The organism is Prosthecobacter sp. Pr1, from assembly GCF_057652315.1.
This window is the reverse complement of sequence record NZ_JBYFBS010000012.1, coordinates 20,580-38,370: the sequence shown is the minus strand read 5'-3', so window position 1 is coordinate 38,370 and position 17,791 is coordinate 20,580. Positions and strand designations below refer to the sequence as shown.

Annotated in this window: 14 protein-coding genes; all 14 read left to right on the top strand. The window is 60.6% G+C overall.

The window, feature by feature from the left end:
- Nucleotides 1–15: 15 nt before the first annotated feature.
- The 14 genes from AC24GY_RS18770 to AC24GY_RS18705 all read left to right on the top strand — a co-directional run bounded on the left by AC24GY_RS18770 (nucleotide 16) and on the right by AC24GY_RS18705 (nucleotide 17,787).
- Nucleotides 16–1,011 carry a glycosyltransferase family 2 protein gene (locus AC24GY_RS18770; RefSeq protein ID WP_422322589.1) on the top strand — a complete coding sequence of 332 codons (996 nt, stop codon included), beginning with the start codon at nucleotides 16–18 and terminating at the stop codon, nucleotides 1,009–1,011.
- The gene (locus AC24GY_RS18765; protein ID WP_422322591.1) at nucleotides 1,002–2,906 is read left to right on the top strand and encodes an acyltransferase family protein; all 1,905 of its coding nucleotides are present in this window, start codon (nucleotides 1,002–1,004) and stop codon (nucleotides 2,904–2,906) included. The genes AC24GY_RS18770 and AC24GY_RS18765 overlap by 10 nt, the downstream gene beginning before the upstream one ends.
- Before the next feature lie 13 nt (nucleotides 2,907–2,919).
- Nucleotides 2,920–3,555 (top strand): class I SAM-dependent methyltransferase, encoded by a 636-nt coding sequence (locus AC24GY_RS18760; protein WP_422322593.1) that lies wholly within the window; start codon nucleotides 2,920–2,922, stop codon nucleotides 3,553–3,555.
- A 32-nt stretch (nucleotides 3,556–3,587) separates the two neighbouring features.
- Complete coding sequence (locus AC24GY_RS18755; protein WP_422322595.1) at nucleotides 3,588–4,646, top strand: NAD-dependent epimerase/dehydratase family protein; 1,059 nt, start codon at nucleotides 3,588–3,590, stop codon at nucleotides 4,644–4,646.
- 102 nt (nucleotides 4,647–4,748) lie between these two features.
- A complete protein-coding gene (locus AC24GY_RS18750; protein ID WP_487686332.1) occupies nucleotides 4,749–6,161 on the top strand; it encodes a glycosyltransferase in 1,413 nt (470 codons plus the stop codon).
- 36 nt (nucleotides 6,162–6,197) lie between these two features.
- Complete coding sequence (locus AC24GY_RS18745) at nucleotides 6,198–7,400, top strand: acyltransferase family protein (protein ID WP_487686329.1); 1,203 nt, start codon at nucleotides 6,198–6,200, stop codon at nucleotides 7,398–7,400.
- Nucleotides 7,401–7,428: 28 nt separating this feature from the next.
- Entirely contained in the window at nucleotides 7,429–8,856 is a 1,428-nt protein-coding gene (locus AC24GY_RS18740; RefSeq protein WP_487686326.1) for a DUF6056 family protein, read from the top strand.
- A complete protein-coding gene (locus AC24GY_RS18735; RefSeq protein ID WP_487686323.1) occupies nucleotides 8,853–9,680 on the top strand; it encodes an FkbM family methyltransferase in 828 nt (275 codons plus the stop codon). The genes AC24GY_RS18740 and AC24GY_RS18735 overlap by 4 nt, the downstream gene beginning before the upstream one ends.
- A 24-nt stretch (nucleotides 9,681–9,704) precedes the next feature.
- Nucleotides 9,705–11,711 (top strand): acyltransferase family protein, encoded by a 2,007-nt coding sequence (locus tag AC24GY_RS18730; RefSeq protein WP_487686320.1) that lies wholly within the window; start codon nucleotides 9,705–9,707, stop codon nucleotides 11,709–11,711.
- Nucleotides 11,708–12,808: an acyltransferase family protein gene (locus AC24GY_RS18725; protein WP_487686317.1), complete on the top strand. Its 1,101-nt coding sequence runs from the start codon at nucleotides 11,708–11,710 to the stop codon at nucleotides 12,806–12,808. Before AC24GY_RS18730 ends, AC24GY_RS18725 begins: the two co-directional genes overlap by 4 nt.
- Before the next feature lie 10 nt (nucleotides 12,809–12,818).
- Nucleotides 12,819–14,519, top strand: a complete 1,701-nt coding sequence (locus AC24GY_RS18720) for a hypothetical protein (RefSeq protein WP_487686314.1) — start codon at nucleotides 12,819–12,821, stop codon at nucleotides 14,517–14,519.
- Complete coding sequence (locus tag AC24GY_RS18715; protein WP_487686311.1) at nucleotides 14,516–15,448, top strand: glycosyltransferase family 2 protein; 933 nt, start codon at nucleotides 14,516–14,518, stop codon at nucleotides 15,446–15,448. Before AC24GY_RS18720 ends, AC24GY_RS18715 begins: the two co-directional genes overlap by 4 nt.
- Nucleotides 15,449–15,459: 11 nt before the next feature.
- Nucleotides 15,460–16,569, top strand: a complete 1,110-nt coding sequence (locus AC24GY_RS18710) for an acyltransferase family protein (protein WP_487686308.1) — start codon at nucleotides 15,460–15,462, stop codon at nucleotides 16,567–16,569.
- Between the two features lie 9 nt (nucleotides 16,570–16,578).
- Nucleotides 16,579–17,787, top strand: a complete 1,209-nt coding sequence (locus tag AC24GY_RS18705) for a glycosyltransferase family 4 protein (protein ID WP_487686305.1) — start codon at nucleotides 16,579–16,581, stop codon at nucleotides 17,785–17,787.
- The last annotated feature ends 4 nt before the right edge of the window (nucleotides 17,788–17,791 follow it).

Sequence of the window (17,791 nt, the reverse complement as noted above, 5' to 3'; positions counted from 1 at the left end):
GGCACTTGTTAAGTCATGGGATTGCTCAGTGTCATTGTTCCAACCTTCAATCGTGCGGGATTGATCCGCAGATCCTATGACTCCGTGGTGCAGCAGCAGCATCGTCCCCTCGAATTTCTCGTGGCAGACGACTGCTCCACTGACGACACCGCCTCAGCCATGCAGCAGCTTCCCGCCAGGGAAGGGGTGTCCGTTGTTTACCTGCCACAGCTTACCAACCGCGGCGTGTCTGCGGCACGCAATGCAGCCCTCCGCGCAGCCCGTGGGGAGCAGATTGCCCTGCTGGACTCGGACGACGTCTGGTATCCAGGACATCTGGCAAAGCTGCAGGCCGCACTGGAGTCCTCCGGCGCAGACATTGCCTATGCCCGTGGCGACATCCGGGCCAGCCCTGAGGCACCGCCCTCCGGTCGCAGCAGCTTCGGCCCCACACCGTATGAGGAGCAGAACACTCCTGAATGCCTGTTTTACTACAACTTTGTCCTCCCCTCGGCTACGCTCGTGCGCGGCGGCTTTTTTGAGAAGACGGGCCTCTTTGACGAAGACCCGCTGATTCAGCACGCGGAGGACTGGGACATGTCACTGCGTGCCGCCGCCGCCGGACTGAAGTTTGTCCATGTGCGTGAAGCGACGCTTTGTTACACCACCCCGGGCCAGGTGCCCGAGGCCAAGCAGCAGATGATGATGCGCCGCTTCAACCACTGCCTGCGTAAGCACCGTGGCTACCCCGGAGCCTCCGCCTCCCGCCGCCGGTTCACACGCGGGTATTATCTCGTCTGGCTCGGTATGATGCTCGGCGCGGTCAATGCTGAATCTCAAGACCTGTTCCGTGAAGCACGGCGGCTGGCATTGGGGGCTCCCTCGCTCCTGCTACCATCCATCTGCGGTCTCCTCCTGCCACGACTTCCCGTCTCCAGCCAGGGCTTGGGCCGCCGCGTGCTGATGCGGCTCTTCCGCAGTCTGCGTGCCAGACATCGAACCCTGCGTGGTTTTCCTGATCCATGGGACTGACGCCGTCCATGAACTACCGGGCTGAAATTGACGGCCTGCGCGCACTCGCCGTGCTTGCGGTTCTACTGTTCCATGCCGGACTCGGCGTGCAGGGAGGCTATGTCGGCGTGGATGTATTCTTTGTGATCTCAGGCTACCTTATCACCGGCCTGATTTTGCAGGACATGGCGCAGGGCAAGTTTAGCCTGCGCGCCTTTTGGGATCGGCGCATCCGTCGCATCATGCCACCGCTGGTGGTAATGCTGCTTGTGACCCTGGCCGCTGGCTGGCTGCTGCTGCTGGCGGAGGACTTCAAAGAACTTGGCCAGTCCGCCGTCGCCCAGGCGCTGCTGCTTTCGAATGTGTTTTTCTGGCGCGAGTCAGGCTACTTTGAACAGAGTGCGGACTTGAAGCCCCTACTGCATACCTGGTCTCTTGCGGTGGAGGAGCAGTTCTATCTGATTTTCCCCCTCGTGCTCATGGCGCTGCGGAAGTTTTTCCCAGCTTTGATGCGCTCCCTAGTTCTCCTCCTGCTTGTGACCTCGCTCGTGATTGGCATTTATTGGTGCCGCACCCGTCCCGAGGCTGGCTTCTACCTGCTGCCGTCCCGCGCCTGGGAACTCCTGATCGGGGCCTTGCTCGCCATGTCACCCTTTACCTTTTCACCGTCTCGCCGCTGGCTGCCCGAGCTGTTGGGCCTGGTCGGACTGGGCATGATCTTGTACGCCGTCTTTGCGTTCAACAACCGCACGCGCTTCCCTGGAGAAGCAGCGCTGCTCCCTTGCCTTGGCAGTGCGCTGGTCATCGCCTGTGGCACGCGATCCATGGCTGGCCGCCTGCTGGCATTGCCATGGCTGGTGGGCATTGGCCTGGTGTCTTACTCGCTGTACCTGTGGCACTGGCCCTTGCTGGTTTTCTCCAAATACTGGGCCTCCGTGCCGCTCACCGTCTGGCACCGCATCTTGCTGCTGACTGCCACAGGCATCCTCGCGGCGCTGTCCTGGAAATGGGTTGAACAGCCGTTTCGTAAACGCGTCGTCTTCGGCAGTCGCCGCTCCATCTATGCCTTTGCCGCCGCCTGCTCGGGCCTCATGATTGTGCTCGGCTGCGCTCTGCACCTCCTGCATGGCGTGCCCGCGCGTATTCCGGCAGCAGCGCAAATCTACGCCGCAGGCAGGTCGGACAGCATCTTCCGCAAGGAGGTCAGTCTGGAACAGGCGCAGCGCGGAGACTTTGTCACTCTGGGCGGTAAGGAACAGCGCCCTCCGGGTGTTCTGGTCTGGGGAGACAGCCACGCCATGGCCCTTCTGCCGGTCATAGATGAACTGTGCAAAGACAAAGGCGTCCAAGGATTCGCGGCAGTACATTATCAGACCCCGCCGCTCCTCAGCTACCTGCCCACTGGCCCTTACAGCCTGAAGGACAAGACCCCGATGTTCGGCGCTGCGGTTTTGGACTTCGTCCGTTCCAAAAAAATCCCCAAGGTGGTCCTCACCGCCTCCTGGAACTATTACTTCGAGGGAGACAACGGCAGCAAGATCCGGCAGTCCCTTCTCGACACCGTCACCGCACTGAAAAACGCCGGTGCCAGCGTCTGGGTCATGGAGGATGTGCCCAGCCAGCCATTCGACGTTCCCCGTCGTCTCGCTGCCGAGGTCATGTTTTACCATGGCGATGTGAACCTGATCGGCCTCCCCCTGACCACACATCGCGCCGATTCCGTCCAGCAGCATGACGTCTTGCAGAGCCTGGCACCGCAGCATTACACCCTGCTTGATCCCGCCGGCATCTTCCTCAATCCCCAAGGCTTGTGCCGGGTCGCTGCCAATGGCAGAACACTCTACACCGACAGCAGCCACATCAGCACCCAGGGAGCGCGCTTCCTGCGCCCCTTGGTGACATCCATTTTTGACTAAGACCCGACAGCCAATGAAAAAACTCATTCAAAAATGCCTCGGCGTACTCAAGCGTGGCAATGAGGCAATCCTCAATCGCAAGGAGCTCTCCACCTTCCTCACCTTTTGCCGCCGTTTGCAGCCGGGCTTTGACGGTGCCGTGCAGCCCGAAGAACTGCTGTTTCTGGAGGAACTCGTCCGTCGCGCCCATGACTTCAACGGCCCCCTGATTGAAGTCGGCACGCTCTTTGGCTTCACCACCCAGATGATCGCAACGTGGAAAGATCCGCAAAAAGAACTCATCACTATCGATAACTTCAGCTGGAACCCGGTTGGCATGCTGCCGCTCGCGCATCGCGACTTCACCCGCCGCTGCCTCTACTACTTGACGCAGAAATGCCATACCACCCTGTTTGAGGGGCTGAGCACCGAGTACTTCGCCACGTACAAAGGCCCCGCGCCAGCCATGATTTTCATCGATGCCAGCCACATCTACGAACACGTCCTGGCAGACATAAACTGGGCCCGGCAGGCCGGCGTGCCCATCATCGTCGGCCACGACTACTCCCGCTTTTGGCCCGGCGTGAAGCGCGCTGTCGAGGAGTCCTTCGGCACCGACTTCAAAGTCAGCGGTACCCTCTGGGCCCACGTCAAATCCACCCCCGTCTGATCCCACTCCCACACTCCCTATTCCCACCCACCATGAAAAGTCTCCTCGTCACCGGTTCCTCCGGCCTGATCGGCTCCGAAGTCGTCACCCATTTCTCCGAGTCCGGCTGGACCGTCCACGGCGTTGACAACAACATGCGCGCCGATTTCTTCGGCCCTGGCGGCGATACCCGCTGGAACACCCAGCGCCTCAAAGACCAGTTCCCCTCCTTCCACCATCACGAGCTCGACATCCGTGACCGCGCAGGCGTGCAGAAACTCCTCAAGGAACTCCGCCCGGACGCCATCGTCCACACCGCAGCACAACCCAGCCACGACCTCGCCGCCAGCCGTCCCTTTGACGACTTCGACGTCAACGCCGTCGGCACCCTCAACTTCCTTGAAGCCGCACGCCTTGCCTGCCCGGAGTCCCCCTTCGTCCACATGAGCACCAACAAGGTGTATGGCGACGCTCCCAATGAGATCGCCCTCGTCGAGCTCGAAAAACGCTGGGACTACGCCGATAGCACCTACCATGACGGCATCCGCGAAACCTACCGCATCGATCAGTGCAAGCACTCCCTCTTCGGTGCCTCCAAAGTTGCCGCAGACGTCATGGTCCAGGAATACGGCCGCTATTTCGGCATGCCCACCTGCGCACTCCGCGGCGGCTGCCTCACCGGCCCCAATCACAGCGGCGTAGAGCTCCACGGCTTCCTGAGCTACCTCATCCGCTGCAATCTCGAAGGCAAAACCTACCGCGTCTTCGGCTACAAAGGCAAGCAGGTCCGCGACAATATCCACAGCCATGACGTCGTCGCTTTCATGGAGCACTTCATCGCCGCCCCACGCCAGGGCGAAGTTTATAACATCGGCGGCGGTCGTGCCAATTCCATCTCCATCCTTGAAGCCTTCGACCTCATCGCCTCCATCTCCGGCAAGCCCATGCAGCACGAATACGTCGACCAAAACCGCCAGGGCGACCACATCTGCTACATATCCAATCTCGACAAAATGAAGGCCCACTATCCCGGCTGGGACATCACCAAAGACCTCCAGACTACCTTCCAGGAAATCTACCAGTCCTGGCTTGCCCGCACGCAGGCAGCCTAATTGCTCTTGTACCCACTTACCGCACGCCTTCCCATGTCTGATCCATCCCCCCCCCCAACTTCCGAAATCCCTGTCCTCTGGGGTATGGCCGCCATTGAAGGCATGCGCAAACGGATCCTCGAAAGCGCAGAAGCTCACGCTGCCGAACGCGATTACCACATCAGCCGCAACCAGCACTTCTACCAACTCGTCGGCAGTGAATTAAAGACTCTCGTCGGCGATGCCGGCCGCCTCCTCTTCATTCGCTGCCAGACCGGCAAGCTGCTGGATCACCTCCAGGCCTCCGCTGTCACCGCCGTGGACATTAGCCCGAAGATGGTTGAGCTCGCGCGGCAAAAACATCCCCAGGCCCAGTTCCACGTCATGAACCCGGAGCTGGAGTTGCCACCCGGCCCCTTCGACACTGTCCTCATCCAGGACACCACAGACACCGTGGACATCCAGGCCATGTTCGACCGCGTCCGCGCCGTCTGCCTGCCACACACCCGCATCATCATATTCACTTACAATCACCTCTGGGAGCCCCTGGTCGCCCTCTCTGAGAAATTCAATCTCAAGACACCCAAGGTCGAGCCAAACTGGCTTTCCCTGCGCGACTACGAAGGTCTCCTCCATCTCTCTGGACTCGAAATGCTCCGCGTCTCCCGCCGCGTCCTCATGCCCTTCGGCATCCCGCTCCTCGCCCCCCTTCTCAATAAATTCATCGCCTGGATGCCCGGCATCGACCACCTGAACCTCTGCAACTTCATCGTCGCACGTCCCGCTCCCCAGCCACGCCCCGACTCAGACTTCAAGGTCTCCGTCATCATCCCTTGCAAAGACGAAAAAGGCAATGTCCGCAGCGCCGTCGAGCGCATGCCCCAGCTCGGCCGCGAGACCGAGATCATCTTCTGCGACGACAAATCCACCGACGGCACCGCTGATGAAGTCCGCCTCATGCAGGCCGAGTTCCCGGACAAAAATATCCGCCTCGTGAATGGTCCAGCCATCTCGAAATCGCGCAACGTTTGGACCGGCTTCGCCGCTGCCACCGGCGACATCCTCATGATCCTCGATGCCGACCTCACCGTCATGCCCGAGGAACTCCCCCGCTTCGTCAAGGCCATCGCCTCCGGCAAAGGCGAGTTCATCAACGGCTCCCGCATGGTCTATCCCATGCAGGGCCAAGCCATGAAATTCGCCAACATGCTCGGTAACAAAGGCTTCGCCTCCCTCTTCTCCTACCTCCTCGGCTCCCCAGTGCGCGACACCCTTTGCGGCACCAAGGTCCTCTGGCGCACCGACTGGGAAAAAATCCGCCGCATGATCGACACCTGGGGCGCAGAAGACCGCTGGGGCGACTACGAACTCCTCTTCGGCGCCGCAAAACTAAATCTTCGTATCGTTGACCTCCCCGTTCACTATCAGGAACGTATCTATGGCGACACCAAAATGACGCGCCGCTTCAAAAACGGCCTCGTCATGCTCCGCTTTTGCTGGGCCGCCTTCCTCAAATTAAAACTACCCCAGATGTGAGCGGCGTTGCCGTTCCCTCGGCCCCCTCCTCGCTACGTGACACACCCCTCAACTACCGATCCCGCCCACCGCATAGAGCACCTTGATGGGCTGCGAGGCTTGGCAGCATTGATTGTAGTGCTCACCCATTTTTTTGCGGCATTTTATCCCTACTCCATCTTTGGCTCTGGCTCCCTCCGGCACACCACATGGGGGGTCATGTTGCTTTATCCGCCGCTGGGACTCCTCGTCGCCGGCCACTTTGCGGTCTGCTTGTTCTTTCTACTCAGCGGTTACGTTCTGGCCGCCCCCCTCCTGGCCAGAGGCTCACCTTGGCGCGACATCGTTGCCGCCATCATCAAACGCCCCGTCCGCCTCATCGGCATCGTTCTTGCCACCACCCTCATCGCCTGGGTGCTCCGGACCTTGGATGCCTTTCAAAACCACGCCGCAGCCCAGCTAAGCGGCTCCGTTTGGTTTGAATCTTTTTGGGCGCCGCCCGCCCCCGCTCCCCTTGCCCTTGCGGAGCAGTTGCTCACCCAGCCCTTTACGATTGCCTCCGCTTACAATCAGCCCATGTGGAGCATCAAGCGCGAGTTGCTCGGCTCCTTTCTCATCTATGGCATCCTTCTCTTCGGACAGCTCCGCCTCATCCGCTGGGGGCTCATGCTTGGAGCCGCCTACTGGTTTGCCGGAAATTTTTACCAATGTTTCATCATCGGCCTCATCATTGCTGAGGTGCGTTCTTGGAGCTTCATGCGCGGAACCTCCATCCGCCTGCCCACCTGGCTTTCCGTGCTCCTCATGGTAATTGTTATCATCTGCGGTTCGTATCCCAAATATGCTGTCTCCTATTCGATGACCCCTGGCTCGTATTGGTTCGCCCCGCCGTTGGACTGGCTTGGGGGCGGATGGTCCATGCTCGCCGCCATAGCGTTGTTTTTGCTCGTGCTGCACGCCCCTTCCGCCCAGTGGCTGCTGACTCGCCGTCCCGTACAATTTCTCGGCAAAGTATCATACTCCATGTATGGCCTGCACTTTCTCATCCTAGGCTCCATAAGCGCGTCAGTCTTTGTCGCCTGCCAGCCTCACACAGGATATTCCGCCGCCACTGTCCTGGCTCTGACATCCCTTCTTTTGGTCACCCTCCTAGGTGCCAAAGTCCTGCATGAGACCGTTGACCGCGCCTTTATCGTCCTGTCCCGAGGACTCGGCAGCTACGTCCGCCGCCTCCTCTCAACTACCCCGGCCCGCCCCTGATTTCAGTCAAAACTGATTCTTCCAACAAATGCCATCCCTCTCTGACTCTCGTCGTCTCGCCGCCATCTGGCAGGTTTCTCTGCCCTGGCTTGCCGCCGCCGTCGGCATTCTGCCCTTCCTCCTCCTCAGTGCTTACGCCTACCCTTCCGCCGATGACTGGTACATGGCTGCCGATACCATGGAAAAAGGCTTCCTGCAGGCCAACGTGGATTATTACATGCACACCACCGGCCGGTTTTTCTCCTCCGCCTTCTTGTTCATGCATCCCATGCTGCTCTCTTTTGGAGCCTTCAAATGTTACAGCCTCTCCCTCGTCATAGGTTTGGCTCTCTGCACCCGCTGGGCCGTAGGCGCATGGTTTCCCGCCGCTTCCAACACTTGGAAGTGGACGGCGGGGCTCACCCTCGTCGTTGCATTCCTCTGGGGCATGGCGACTCCGGCACAGGGTTTTTATTGGGGCACCGGTTCAGCGGGCTACACCCAGTCCGCCTTGTTTTCCCTCGCCATTGCAGGCCTGTTCGGCCGACGCAGCTTGAGTCCTGCTTGGCGGCCGCATCCTGCAGTCCTCGTGCTTGCCTCCCTGCTTGCCTTCGTCACTACCGGTTGTACCGAAGTTGCCATGGCCTTGCTCCTGCTCCATGTCACCGCTTGGAATGCCCTGTATTTCTGGATCAACCGCCGTATCAGTCGTCCTCTGGCGATCCTGCTGCTCGCGACCATCGTCGGTGCTTCCTTGGTCGTCCTTTCACCTGGCAACGCCCTCCGCAGTGCTGTTTACTCCAACGGCGTGAACCACGTCCTCCCCGCCGCAGTCGCGCTCGCGCTCAAGCTCGGCATCAAGCAGGTGCTCCTGTGGCTCGTTTTTGTCCCATTCGCGCTGCTCTCACTCGTCGCCGTAGTCGCTTGGCCAGCGGACGCCCCTGTCTCACGTCAGCGCGGCTGGGAGCTCGTCGCTCTCGCCCTCGCGCTCATGGCTTGCACCGTGTTCGGTGCCTACTTTCTCGGTACATGGTGCATGGGCGCCTCCATCCCGATGCGTGCCGTGAACCTTGTGCTCTTGTTTTTCATCATCGACTGGCTCGTCCTGCTGACCGGTCTCGTGGCCCTGCTCCGCACCTCCGCCGCCGAGTTGCCACGGCCCGGCCTTGTCTTCTCCCTCGGCCTCGTTTGCATTCTCCTCGTCAGCCTTGCCAGCACCCCCAACAATGTGAAGGCCGCCTGGCGTGACCTTCTTTCAGGCGATGCCGCCCGTTACTCCACAGAGCTTACCAAACGGCATGAACTCCTTCGCTCCACCCCCGAGCAGGACGTGCTCGTCCCGCCGCTGCAGTCCCGCCCTAAAATGCTGTTCTTTAACGACCTCACCCCAGATCCCGCCAACTGGCGCAACACCGGCTGCGCACGCTTCTTCCGCAAGCGCAGCGTCGCCATCACCACTCCATCCTCGCAGCCATGAATACCAAAACCAAGATTGGCCTCGCCAAACTCCTCTACCAGGCTTTGCGGCTTGTTGGCTTCAGCCAGAAGCGCGTCATCTCCCGTCATGGTGTGCGCTTTGACGTCGATCTCGCGGAGGGCATTGATCTCTCCCTCTTTCTCTTCGGCAGCTTTCAGAAATGGGTCATTGATGACACCCTGCTCCCTCACAAAGACAACTTTTGCGCCATCGACATAGGTGCCAACATTGGTGCCATCTGCCTCCCTCTCGCCTCCCGCTACCCCGGCTCGCGCATCATTGCCGTGGAGCCCACCGACCACGCCTTCAAGCGGCTCCAACGTAACATCGAGCTCAATCCCGCGCTCCAGCCCCGCATCAAAACCGTTCAGGCCTTCATGGGAGACGGCTCCCTGGAGGCCACCCCCGGCATGATCGCCTATCCCAGCTGGCGTCTCGACAAGGCCGCTGGAGAGCGCCACTCCGTCCACATGGGGCAGGCGCACGTGGTCACCTGTCCCACACTCTCCGTGGATGGCCTCGTCCAGCAGGAAGGCCTTGATCACCTCGACTTCATCAAGATCGACACCGACGGCCACGAACTCGACATCCTTAAAGGCGCACGCGCTACCCTCGAGCGCTGGCGTCCCGTCCTAGTCTTTGAATTCTGCTTCTACGAAAATGAAAAGCGCGGTTACAGCTTCGCCGACTTCACCGCTTTTTTCAGCGCATTGAACTACGACATCTGCCTCTGTGACAGGAAAACGCGCATCCCGGACGAGGCTGCCGCCAGACGCGTGGTGCCGGAGCTCGGTTCGTGCGACTTTGCCGCTGTGCCGCGCTGAACCGCCTTCCGTTCTCATCCCCTGATGCAGTCCCAGCCCCACCAGTCAGACTATCGGTCGGAAATCGACGGCCTGCGCGCTCTCGCCGTGCTCGGGGTCATCCTCTTTCACGTGGATGTGAAATGCCCCGGAGGTTTCGTTGGGGTGGACGTTTTTTTCGTCATCTCCGGTTATTTGATCACCTCTCTCCTACTGCGGGACTTGGAAACCGGCCGATTCAGCCTCGTGCAGTTTTGGGAGCGCCGCTGCCGCCGCATCCTGCCCGCACTCGCGGTCATGGTGCTCGTCACCCTCCTTGCCGCCGGCTTCCTCCTGCTGCCGAACGACTACCTCAATCTTGGCAGGTCTGCCGTGTGGCAGGCCCTGTTTGCCAGCAATGTCCATTTCTGGCAGGACACCGGTTACTTTGCCGCCGCCGCCGCAGAAAAGCCCCTGCTGCACACCTGGTCCCTCGCCGTGGAGGAGCAGTTTTATTTGGTCATGCCATTGCTGCTCGCGGCGCTGGTGCGCATGCGCCCCACTGGCGACCGCAGGCATATAGGCATTATTCTCGTCGCCTTGCTGGTGGCCAGCCTCGGCTGGAGCGTCTTTAGGCTGCGGAGTGACCCAGCTTCCGCGTTTTTCCTGCTGCCCAGTCGCTCTTGGGAACTGCTCGCAGGCGCCCTCCTGGCGGTGCAGCCCATGGGCTTGAATCTCGGTCTGGGCCGCTGGCGTGAAATCCCGGCATTGCTCGGGCTGGGAGCCATCGTCGGCTCCTATGCGCTGTACAACGCGGACACCCGCTTTCCCGGTCTCGCCGCCCTTCCTCCCGTGCTCGGCACCGCCTTGTTCCTCGCAGCCAATCAACGGCCCGCTGGCACGCTGCCGCCCACGTGGTGTGGTCGCCTGCTCGCCACCCGCCCGCTGGTCTTCATCGGGCTGCTTTCCTATTCACTTTATCTCTGGCACTGGCCCTTGCTTGCCTTTGTCAACTACTGGAGCTTTGTCCCGCTGGCAAAAGGCGGCAAGCTCCTGCTCATCCTGCTGACCTTTTTGCTCGCGCTGCTCTCCTGGCACTTCGTTGAGACCCCCTTCCGCCTGCGACGTATCTGCGCCAGCCGGCGCTCCATGCTCATCGCCAGCGGCATGGCCGTGCTGCTGCTCCTTCTGGCAGGGGGGGGGATCACCCTCTTTCAGGGCTTGCCTTGGCGCGTGCCCCCCGGAGTGAGTCATGGCTATGCCAGGAACTCCGAGTCCAGCTTCATGCTCACCCACCAGACCGCCCTGGCGGATCTGGCGAAGGATCAGTTGGTGCCACTCGGCGTGTCCGGCCCCATTGGCAGCAGCCAGCTCGTGCTCTGGGGGGACAGCCATGCCCTCGCCGCCCATCCCGCTTTCGACAGCGTGCTGCGTGCCGCCGGTGTCTCCGGCTGCTCCATCACTCATTCCAGCACCGCTCCGCTGCTCGACTTCCATGCCACCGTGCCCAACGGCCCCGTGACCGATACCGTCGCCCTGAATCACGCCGTGTTTGAGTGGCTGCGTCAGCATCACGTCCGCCACGTAGTGCTCGTGGCCTACTGGCATGTGTATGAACAGAAGGGCAGGGTGCAGGGAGTGGCAGTCAGCGATTACCTCGCTTATTACCAGCGCAGTATTCTCGCCACCGTGCAAAAGTTGGTCGCAATTGGCTGTCAGCCTTGGGTTATGCTGCAGGTGCCCGAGCAGCCCTGGATCGTCCCCAAGGCGCATGCCTACTGCCTCCTCTTCGGTGCGGACGAGCAGCGCTTCTCCGCCACCCCGGACTCCTGGAACGGTCTGGCAGGGCAGGGGCCTGACTTCCTGCGTCAGGTTGAGCACGCCGGCGCACGCATCATTGACGTGCGTCCCGCTTTCCTCGACGCGGCTGGCCGCCACTTCCGGATCTCTAAGGACGGGCAGGCGCTCTATGGCGACAAGCACCATCTCACCCCCGGTGGAGCGGAAAACATTCTGGCACCCGTGTTGCGTCGCAGCTTCTCACCGGTTTTCCCCGCCCTCGGAAAACCATGACAGCGTCGCCCCCCTCCCGCCCTATGTTCCTTTGCGGTGTTCAAACATTGCGTGGAATTTTTGCCGTCCTGGTGGTCTGCCACCACACCGCGGTGCATTCCGTGCGTCTCTGGTCGCATGACTGGCTTGGCGGCTGGTTCTATCACAACACCTTCCGCATCGATTTCTTCTTCGTGTTGAGCGGGTTCGTGCTGTGGGCATCACACCGCGTGGATGCCGGACAGCCCGCTGCCACACGCAGCTTTCTCCTGCGGCGCGGCTGGCGCCTCTACCCGCTGCTCATGACCTTGACCTTGTTCAAGGTGCTGCTCCTCACTTGCTTCCCCGGCAGAAGCTCCGATAGCTATCAGACCATCCCGTCTTTGCTCGCTCTTCCCCAGACTTCTTTTCCTGTCATCGTGGCCGCATGGACGCTTTCCTTTGAGATGTATTTCATGATCATTCTCGCCGCATGCCTGGCCTTGCCTGCAAAAGCCGCGTTCCCCGCCCTAGTGCTGGTGGCCGTTCTGCTCGCCGTGGGCGGCATGCTGTTCGACGTCCGCCCGGCCATCCATGGGCTGGGGTTCCTTACTCACCCCCTCATCCTGGAGTTTGCCGCTGGAGCGGTGGCGGCGGAATGTGTCAGGCAGCGTGGCAGCAGGGTGTGGGGCATGTTGCTCTGCGCCTTCGCCATCGTCGGACTGGTGGTCGGCTCCACACAGCATCTCTGGCTCAACTCCCTCGCCGTCATCTGGCAGAAGTCCTTCTGGGCGGTGATCTTTGCGGTTGGTTTTGGCGGACTGGCGCTCTTCGAGCGCTCTTGCCGGCCGGAGCGCTGGTGGCTTCAGGACCATTGGCGTCTGGGGCGCGCCAGTTACTCCATATTTTTGTCCCATGGTTTCGTCCTCGTATTCGGCTTCGCCGTGGTCAAACCACAAATGCTCGGCGGCGATCCTTTTTGGATCAATGTTTTTTTGCTGCTATTGGTCGCCCTCTCCGTGTTGTTCGGTCTCGCGGTTTACAGATATTGGGAACGTCCGCTGCTCAACTTCTGCAAATCATTGGTGGCGTACTTTCCGCCGCGCCGTGCCGGTTCCGATTCTCATCAGAAACGCTAGGCCTGACTTTATGATTCCTCTTCCTGCTTTGGCCGTGTCACGCTTAGCTCTTCTTGCCTCCTGCATCATTGCTTTGCTCCTGCAAGGCCACACTCTGCTGCGCCCGATGCTCCTCAACGATGACATCGCCCAGCACCACATCTGGCTGGATGCCAGCGCGGGCAGCGGTTTTAGTCCCGATGATCCCTGGGTCTCTACCTCGAAGGCCATTCAGCCCTATCTGACAGCGGCTGTGTTTCAAATGCTGCATCTCGTGCTGCCCACGCTACTCGTGGGCAAGGTTCTAGCCCTTGGCATGCTCGCGCTGACCGGGTTCCTCATTTTCAAACTGGCCGCTCACTTTGGCTCGGCGCGTCTGGGTTGGGTCGCCATGGGGCTGTTTTTTATCTCGGACTCGTGGATCGGCATCGGCGGCGGCTTCGCACGCACCTTTGCCTGGCCGCTGGTCTGTGGCTTCCTTCTCGCCATGGTCAGCGGGCGGCGTTGCTGGGCTGCGGTTTGTCTCTTCTTCGCTGCCGCCCTTTACCCCATCATGTTTGTCCTGCTGGCACCTGCCTACCTCCTGCTGTGGTTGCAGTCGGAACTGCTCACGGGGGGCTGGCGACAGCTCGGCGACTGGCGTCGACAGTGTCGAACGCACTGGCCCGTGATGGTCGCCGTCGCGGCAGGCAGCGCCATTGTGCTGATCAAAAGCCATGAGCTTGCCTTGCACCCTTGGGTTGGCCCCCAGGTCACGCTGGCGCAGATCAAGACCGACCCGCTTTATGGCCCTGGTGGCAGAGTCCCCGTGTGGCCGCCCTCTGCTCTTGGGCCGTCCCTGGCCTGGGCGCTCATGCCTTGGGACAAAGTGCTGCTGGAGCCGGTGCTGCGCCATGCCGCCTCCCTCCCGGTCTTCCTGCGCGGTGCCTTGACCTCGTTGCTAAACATCCTGGCGTTTGCAATTCCGGTGATTGCCATTTTCCTCGTTTTCCGGCGCAACCGTCGCCTGGCCTATATCCTGATCACGCTCGCCCTCAGTTCAGTGGTCATCCATTGGCTCGCGCAGCTTCTCCTGCCCAGACTCTACGAGCCTTCCCGCTATGTTACCTGGAGCATGCCTGTGCTCGCTGTCCTTTGCACGGCCATCCTGCTGGAAGCCGCCGTGACACGGCTGCCCTTGGGCCGCCTTCGGCAAGCGGGTTGGGTGTTGCTGGTGCTCGTGCTGATATCCCGCGCACCTTCCATTCGTGGCAAAGGCGCGGAGGACGTCTCCGAATATTCCCCCTTGTACGTTGAACTGGTGCGCACCGGCGGGGAGGAGATCATCGCCACCTTTCCCCGCACCAGCGACTTCATCCCCATCCTCTGCCACCGCAGCATCTTCATCAGCAACGAGTCCTCCCACGGCGTGCTCTTCACCCGCTACCGCGATCTGGTCATGAACCGCCACACTGCCTTGCTCCAGGCCTTCTATTCCCCCTCGGCGGCGGTTGTCCGCACCTACTGCCAGCAGCACAACATCAGTTGGCTCGTCGTCGAGGAAAAATACTGCCGCCAGGACATGGAACCCGGCGTTCTCTTCGCCCCATTCGAGCAGGAAGTGCGCGACATGCTCAAGCAAACACCTGTCCCTTGGCTGCTCGCTTATGCTAGAAAATCTGGCAAACAAGTGCAGCCCGGCGTTTACTTGCTTAACACCGGTCCGATCCTCGACTCTACCGCCCAGCCATGACCGCTCCTTCCCTCACCATCCTCATTCCCTGCCTCAACGAAGAGGTGGCCATCCCCGGCGTCGTGGCCGAATACCAGCAGGCTTTTCCTCAGGCCCGCATCCTCGTCGTGGACAATGGTTCCACCGATGCCACCAGTGCCCGCGCCCGCGCGGCCGGCGCGGACGTGCTCGTTGAATCACGCCGAGGCAAGGCCAAGGCCGTGGCCACCGCGCTCGCCCACATCAACACTGATCTCGTGCTCATGGTGGACGGAGACGGTAGTTATCCGGCTGCTGGTGGAAAACTGCTCTATGAGCGCTACTGCGAGGCTCCCGCAGACATGATCACCGGAGTGCGCCAGACAAAGCATGACGTTTTCCGTCCGGGCCACCAATGGGGCACGTCCATGTTTGCCACCTTTGTGAAAGCCGTTTTCGGCCAGCAACCGGGAGACGTTTTCTCCGGCCTCCGTCTTTTTTCCCGCCGCTTTTACATGAACGCCCCAGTGCTTTCACGTGGCTTTGAACTGGAGATCGAACTCACCATCCAGGCCATTGATAAAGGCTTCACCACCGTCGATTTGCCTATTCCTTTTGGCGACCGCGCGCACGGCACCAGTTCAAAACTGAAGACCTTCCGCGATGGCACGCGCATCCTGAGGGTGCTGCTGGTCCTGTTCCGTGACTATCGGCCAATGCGGTTTTTCGGACTCATTGCCGCCTGCGGTTTTCTGCTTGGAGCACTGGCTGGCGCATTGCCTGTGTATGAGTTCATCCAGGCAGCCTATGTGAGTCGCGTGCCAATGGCGGTACTTGCCGCCAGCATCATGATCATCTCCACCGTCGTGTTGCTCGTAGGGCTCATCCTGGAGTCAAATTTGCGGCATCACCGCGAGATGTACCACATCCGCTTGCGCCAGTTTGGCAAGAACGGCATGCCTGAGGAATAGGGAGCATTTCTGTGAACAATACTGACATTGAGGTCGCTCGGCCTGCTGCCGCCCATGAGCGCATCGTCGCTCTGGACGCATTGCGGGTCATTGCCGCTTTCATCGTGCTGGTGCAGCACTTTCGTCTTGTTTTCGAGCTGCATTGGCCCGATTGGCTGAGAAAAGGGGTGTTCGATTCCAAGGCTGCCGTGATGCTGTTTTTTGTCCTCAGCGGCTATGTGCTGGCACTGTCTCTCGGTGGCAAGGCACCGTCCTTCACGGCTTACTTCAAATTTGGCGTGCGGCGCGTTTTTCGTCTGTACCCTGTCTATTGGATGGCGCTACTGCTGGCCCTCGTGGTGCTGTGGAGTGTTCAACAACATGGAGCAGGGCAGGTGACAGGTCTGCCAGCTTGGTTTCTAGATGGCAAAGGCATGCAATGGGAGCAGTGGTTCTTGCAGAGCACGCTGATTGCACCTGGAATGAAGTCCGACTTCGCTCTGCCAACGGTTTGGACGCTGATGACCGAGGCTAAGGTATCCATGATTTTTCCCCTGCTGGCGTGGGCAATCCTGCGTAGTCCTGGCTGGCTGGCAGGAGCGCTAGTTGCTGGCTTGGTCCTCGGCAGCGCCTGGCTGGACCAGCACGTCGTAGGCACTGCAGCTTTTCTCGGCATGTTTGCACTTGGCACCTTGCTGTGCCGCGTGCCGTCCGATGTTTGGAATCGGCTGAATCAAGCTGCATGGTGGGGCTTGTTGTTGCTGGGCTTTGGGCTTTATGCCGCCATCTCCTGGCGCTATGTGATGCCAAGCATCTGGCTTGGCTACTATCTTTGCGGTCTGGGTTCGCTTATCTTCATCGCGGGCACCATCCACTGGCCGCTCATGCGCACTGCGCTGACACGGTTGCAGCAGCTGCTGCGCGTGGACCTCTCCTACAGCATCTACATCTTGCATTATCCCATTCTGGTTGCGTTGAAAAAACTCTGCGGGCCTGTGATCCAGTCCTCACCCTGCTTGGCTTTCATCCTTGCCTTTGGAGTGACGGTCGGACTCGGTCTGCTGTTGCATTTCACGATCGAAAAGCCTGCCATTCAACTGGGGCGGCATCTGACTCGCTCCCGGCCGACGTCTTTCGTCTGAATCTGTCTTATGGCCGACGATGTCCAGCTCTGCCAGATTTTCCCGCATTACGCTCCGATCCTAGCCGGAGCTGCTGAGCGCTTCCGCCGCTATGCGCCGGGGCTGCATGCGCGTGGTGTGGCCACCTCGGTGATCACCTCCCGCAGCGATCCCGCGCTGTCTGCTGAGGAAACGGTTGACGGTCTCATCGCCGTCTCGCGCATGGAGGTGGGAAACACCTCAGGGGAGCGCGATCAACGCCTGTTTCGAGCCGCTGCGGTGCATCTCCAGACGCAGGGCAGGGCAGGAGCGCAGGTGGTGCAGACCATTAAGATGGACCGCCGCATCTTCCGCAGCCAGCTCTCGATCAAACGCCAAGGCCGTGCGCTCATGTTTGTCTCCACCATGGTGGAACCGGAGACATGGGGGCGTACCGCCTTGCATCGGTGGGCCAATCTCCAGTTGCAAATTCTGGCGCAGCGTCTGTTTGATGCGGTGGTCGTGGGATCTCCTGTGATGGCAGCGGCCCAGCGCCGCATGGGGGTGAGCGAACGCCGTCTGCACATCATCTCCCATGGGGTGGACACGCAGCGCTTTCAGCCTGCGGAGCCAGGCCAGGCGCTGCCTTCCTTGGTGGAAAAGGTGCTGCCTGCCGGTGCGAAGGTCTGCCTCTACGTAGGGCATCTGATTCCTCGTAAAGGGGTGCGCAGCCTGCTGCAGGCCTGGCCCGCAGTGGCTCAGAGTCATGCTGACGCATGGCTCGTTCTCGTCGGCGCGGTGCAGCGCCCCACGATCTCCTCCGAGCAGGAGCGTCAGGATATCGAGGCTTATCAAAGTGCCTTGTTCAAGGAGCTGCGCTCTCTGCCGCGCGTCCTGCACATTCCTGAGCAGGCGGACATCCATCGCTGGTATCAGATGGCGGATGTGTTTGTGTTTCCCTCCATGCAGGAAGGCTTTCCCAATGCGCTGCTGGAAGCCATGAGCAGCGGACTGCCCTGTCTCACCCGCCGCTTCATGGGCTTTCCAGACGGACAGCTCGGAGAGCAGAACGGCACCATTCAGGTGGTGGATGATGCACCCTCCGCCTGGTCTCAGGCCATGGCTGCCCTGCTGGCAGACGAATCCACGCGTCACCGCATGGGGGCTGCCGCCCGCGAAATCGTGCTGCGTGATCATGCCCTGGACAAGACTCTGGATGATTATGCCAGCCTCTACCACGCGCTGGCACAAAAAAAATAGATTG

Excerpts from the sequence above, each read along its gene's own strand:
- AC24GY_RS18730 (WP_487686320.1), top strand. The coding sequence starts at position 9,705 with ATGCAGTCCCAGCCCCACCAGTCAGACTATCGGTCGGAAATCGACGGC.
- AC24GY_RS18735 (WP_487686323.1), top strand. The coding sequence starts at position 8,853 with ATGAATACCAAAACCAAGATTGGCCTCGCCAAACTCCTCTACCAGGCT.
- AC24GY_RS18760 (WP_422322593.1), top strand. The coding sequence starts at position 2,920 with ATGAAAAAACTCATTCAAAAATGCCTCGGCGTACTCAAGCGTGGCAAT.
- AC24GY_RS18770 (WP_422322589.1), top strand. The coding sequence starts at position 16 with ATGGGATTGCTCAGTGTCATTGTTCCAACCTTCAATCGTGCGGGATTG.
- AC24GY_RS18750 (WP_487686332.1), top strand. The coding sequence starts at position 4,749 with ATGCGCAAACGGATCCTCGAAAGCGCAGAAGCTCACGCTGCCGAACGC.
- AC24GY_RS18720 (WP_487686314.1), top strand. The coding sequence starts at position 12,819 with ATGATTCCTCTTCCTGCTTTGGCCGTGTCACGCTTAGCTCTTCTTGCC.
- AC24GY_RS18725 (WP_487686317.1), top strand. The coding sequence starts at position 11,708 with ATGACAGCGTCGCCCCCCTCCCGCCCTATGTTCCTTTGCGGTGTTCAA.
- AC24GY_RS18715 (WP_487686311.1), top strand. The coding sequence starts at position 14,516 with ATGACCGCTCCTTCCCTCACCATCCTCATTCCCTGCCTCAACGAAGAG.
- AC24GY_RS18740 (WP_487686326.1), top strand. The coding sequence starts at position 7,429 with ATGCCATCCCTCTCTGACTCTCGTCGTCTCGCCGCCATCTGGCAGGTT.
- AC24GY_RS18755 (WP_422322595.1), top strand. The coding sequence starts at position 3,588 with ATGAAAAGTCTCCTCGTCACCGGTTCCTCCGGCCTGATCGGCTCCGAA.
- AC24GY_RS18705 (WP_487686305.1), top strand. The coding sequence starts at position 16,579 with ATGGCCGACGATGTCCAGCTCTGCCAGATTTTCCCGCATTACGCTCCG.
- AC24GY_RS18765 (WP_422322591.1), top strand. The coding sequence starts at position 1,002 with ATGGGACTGACGCCGTCCATGAACTACCGGGCTGAAATTGACGGCCTG.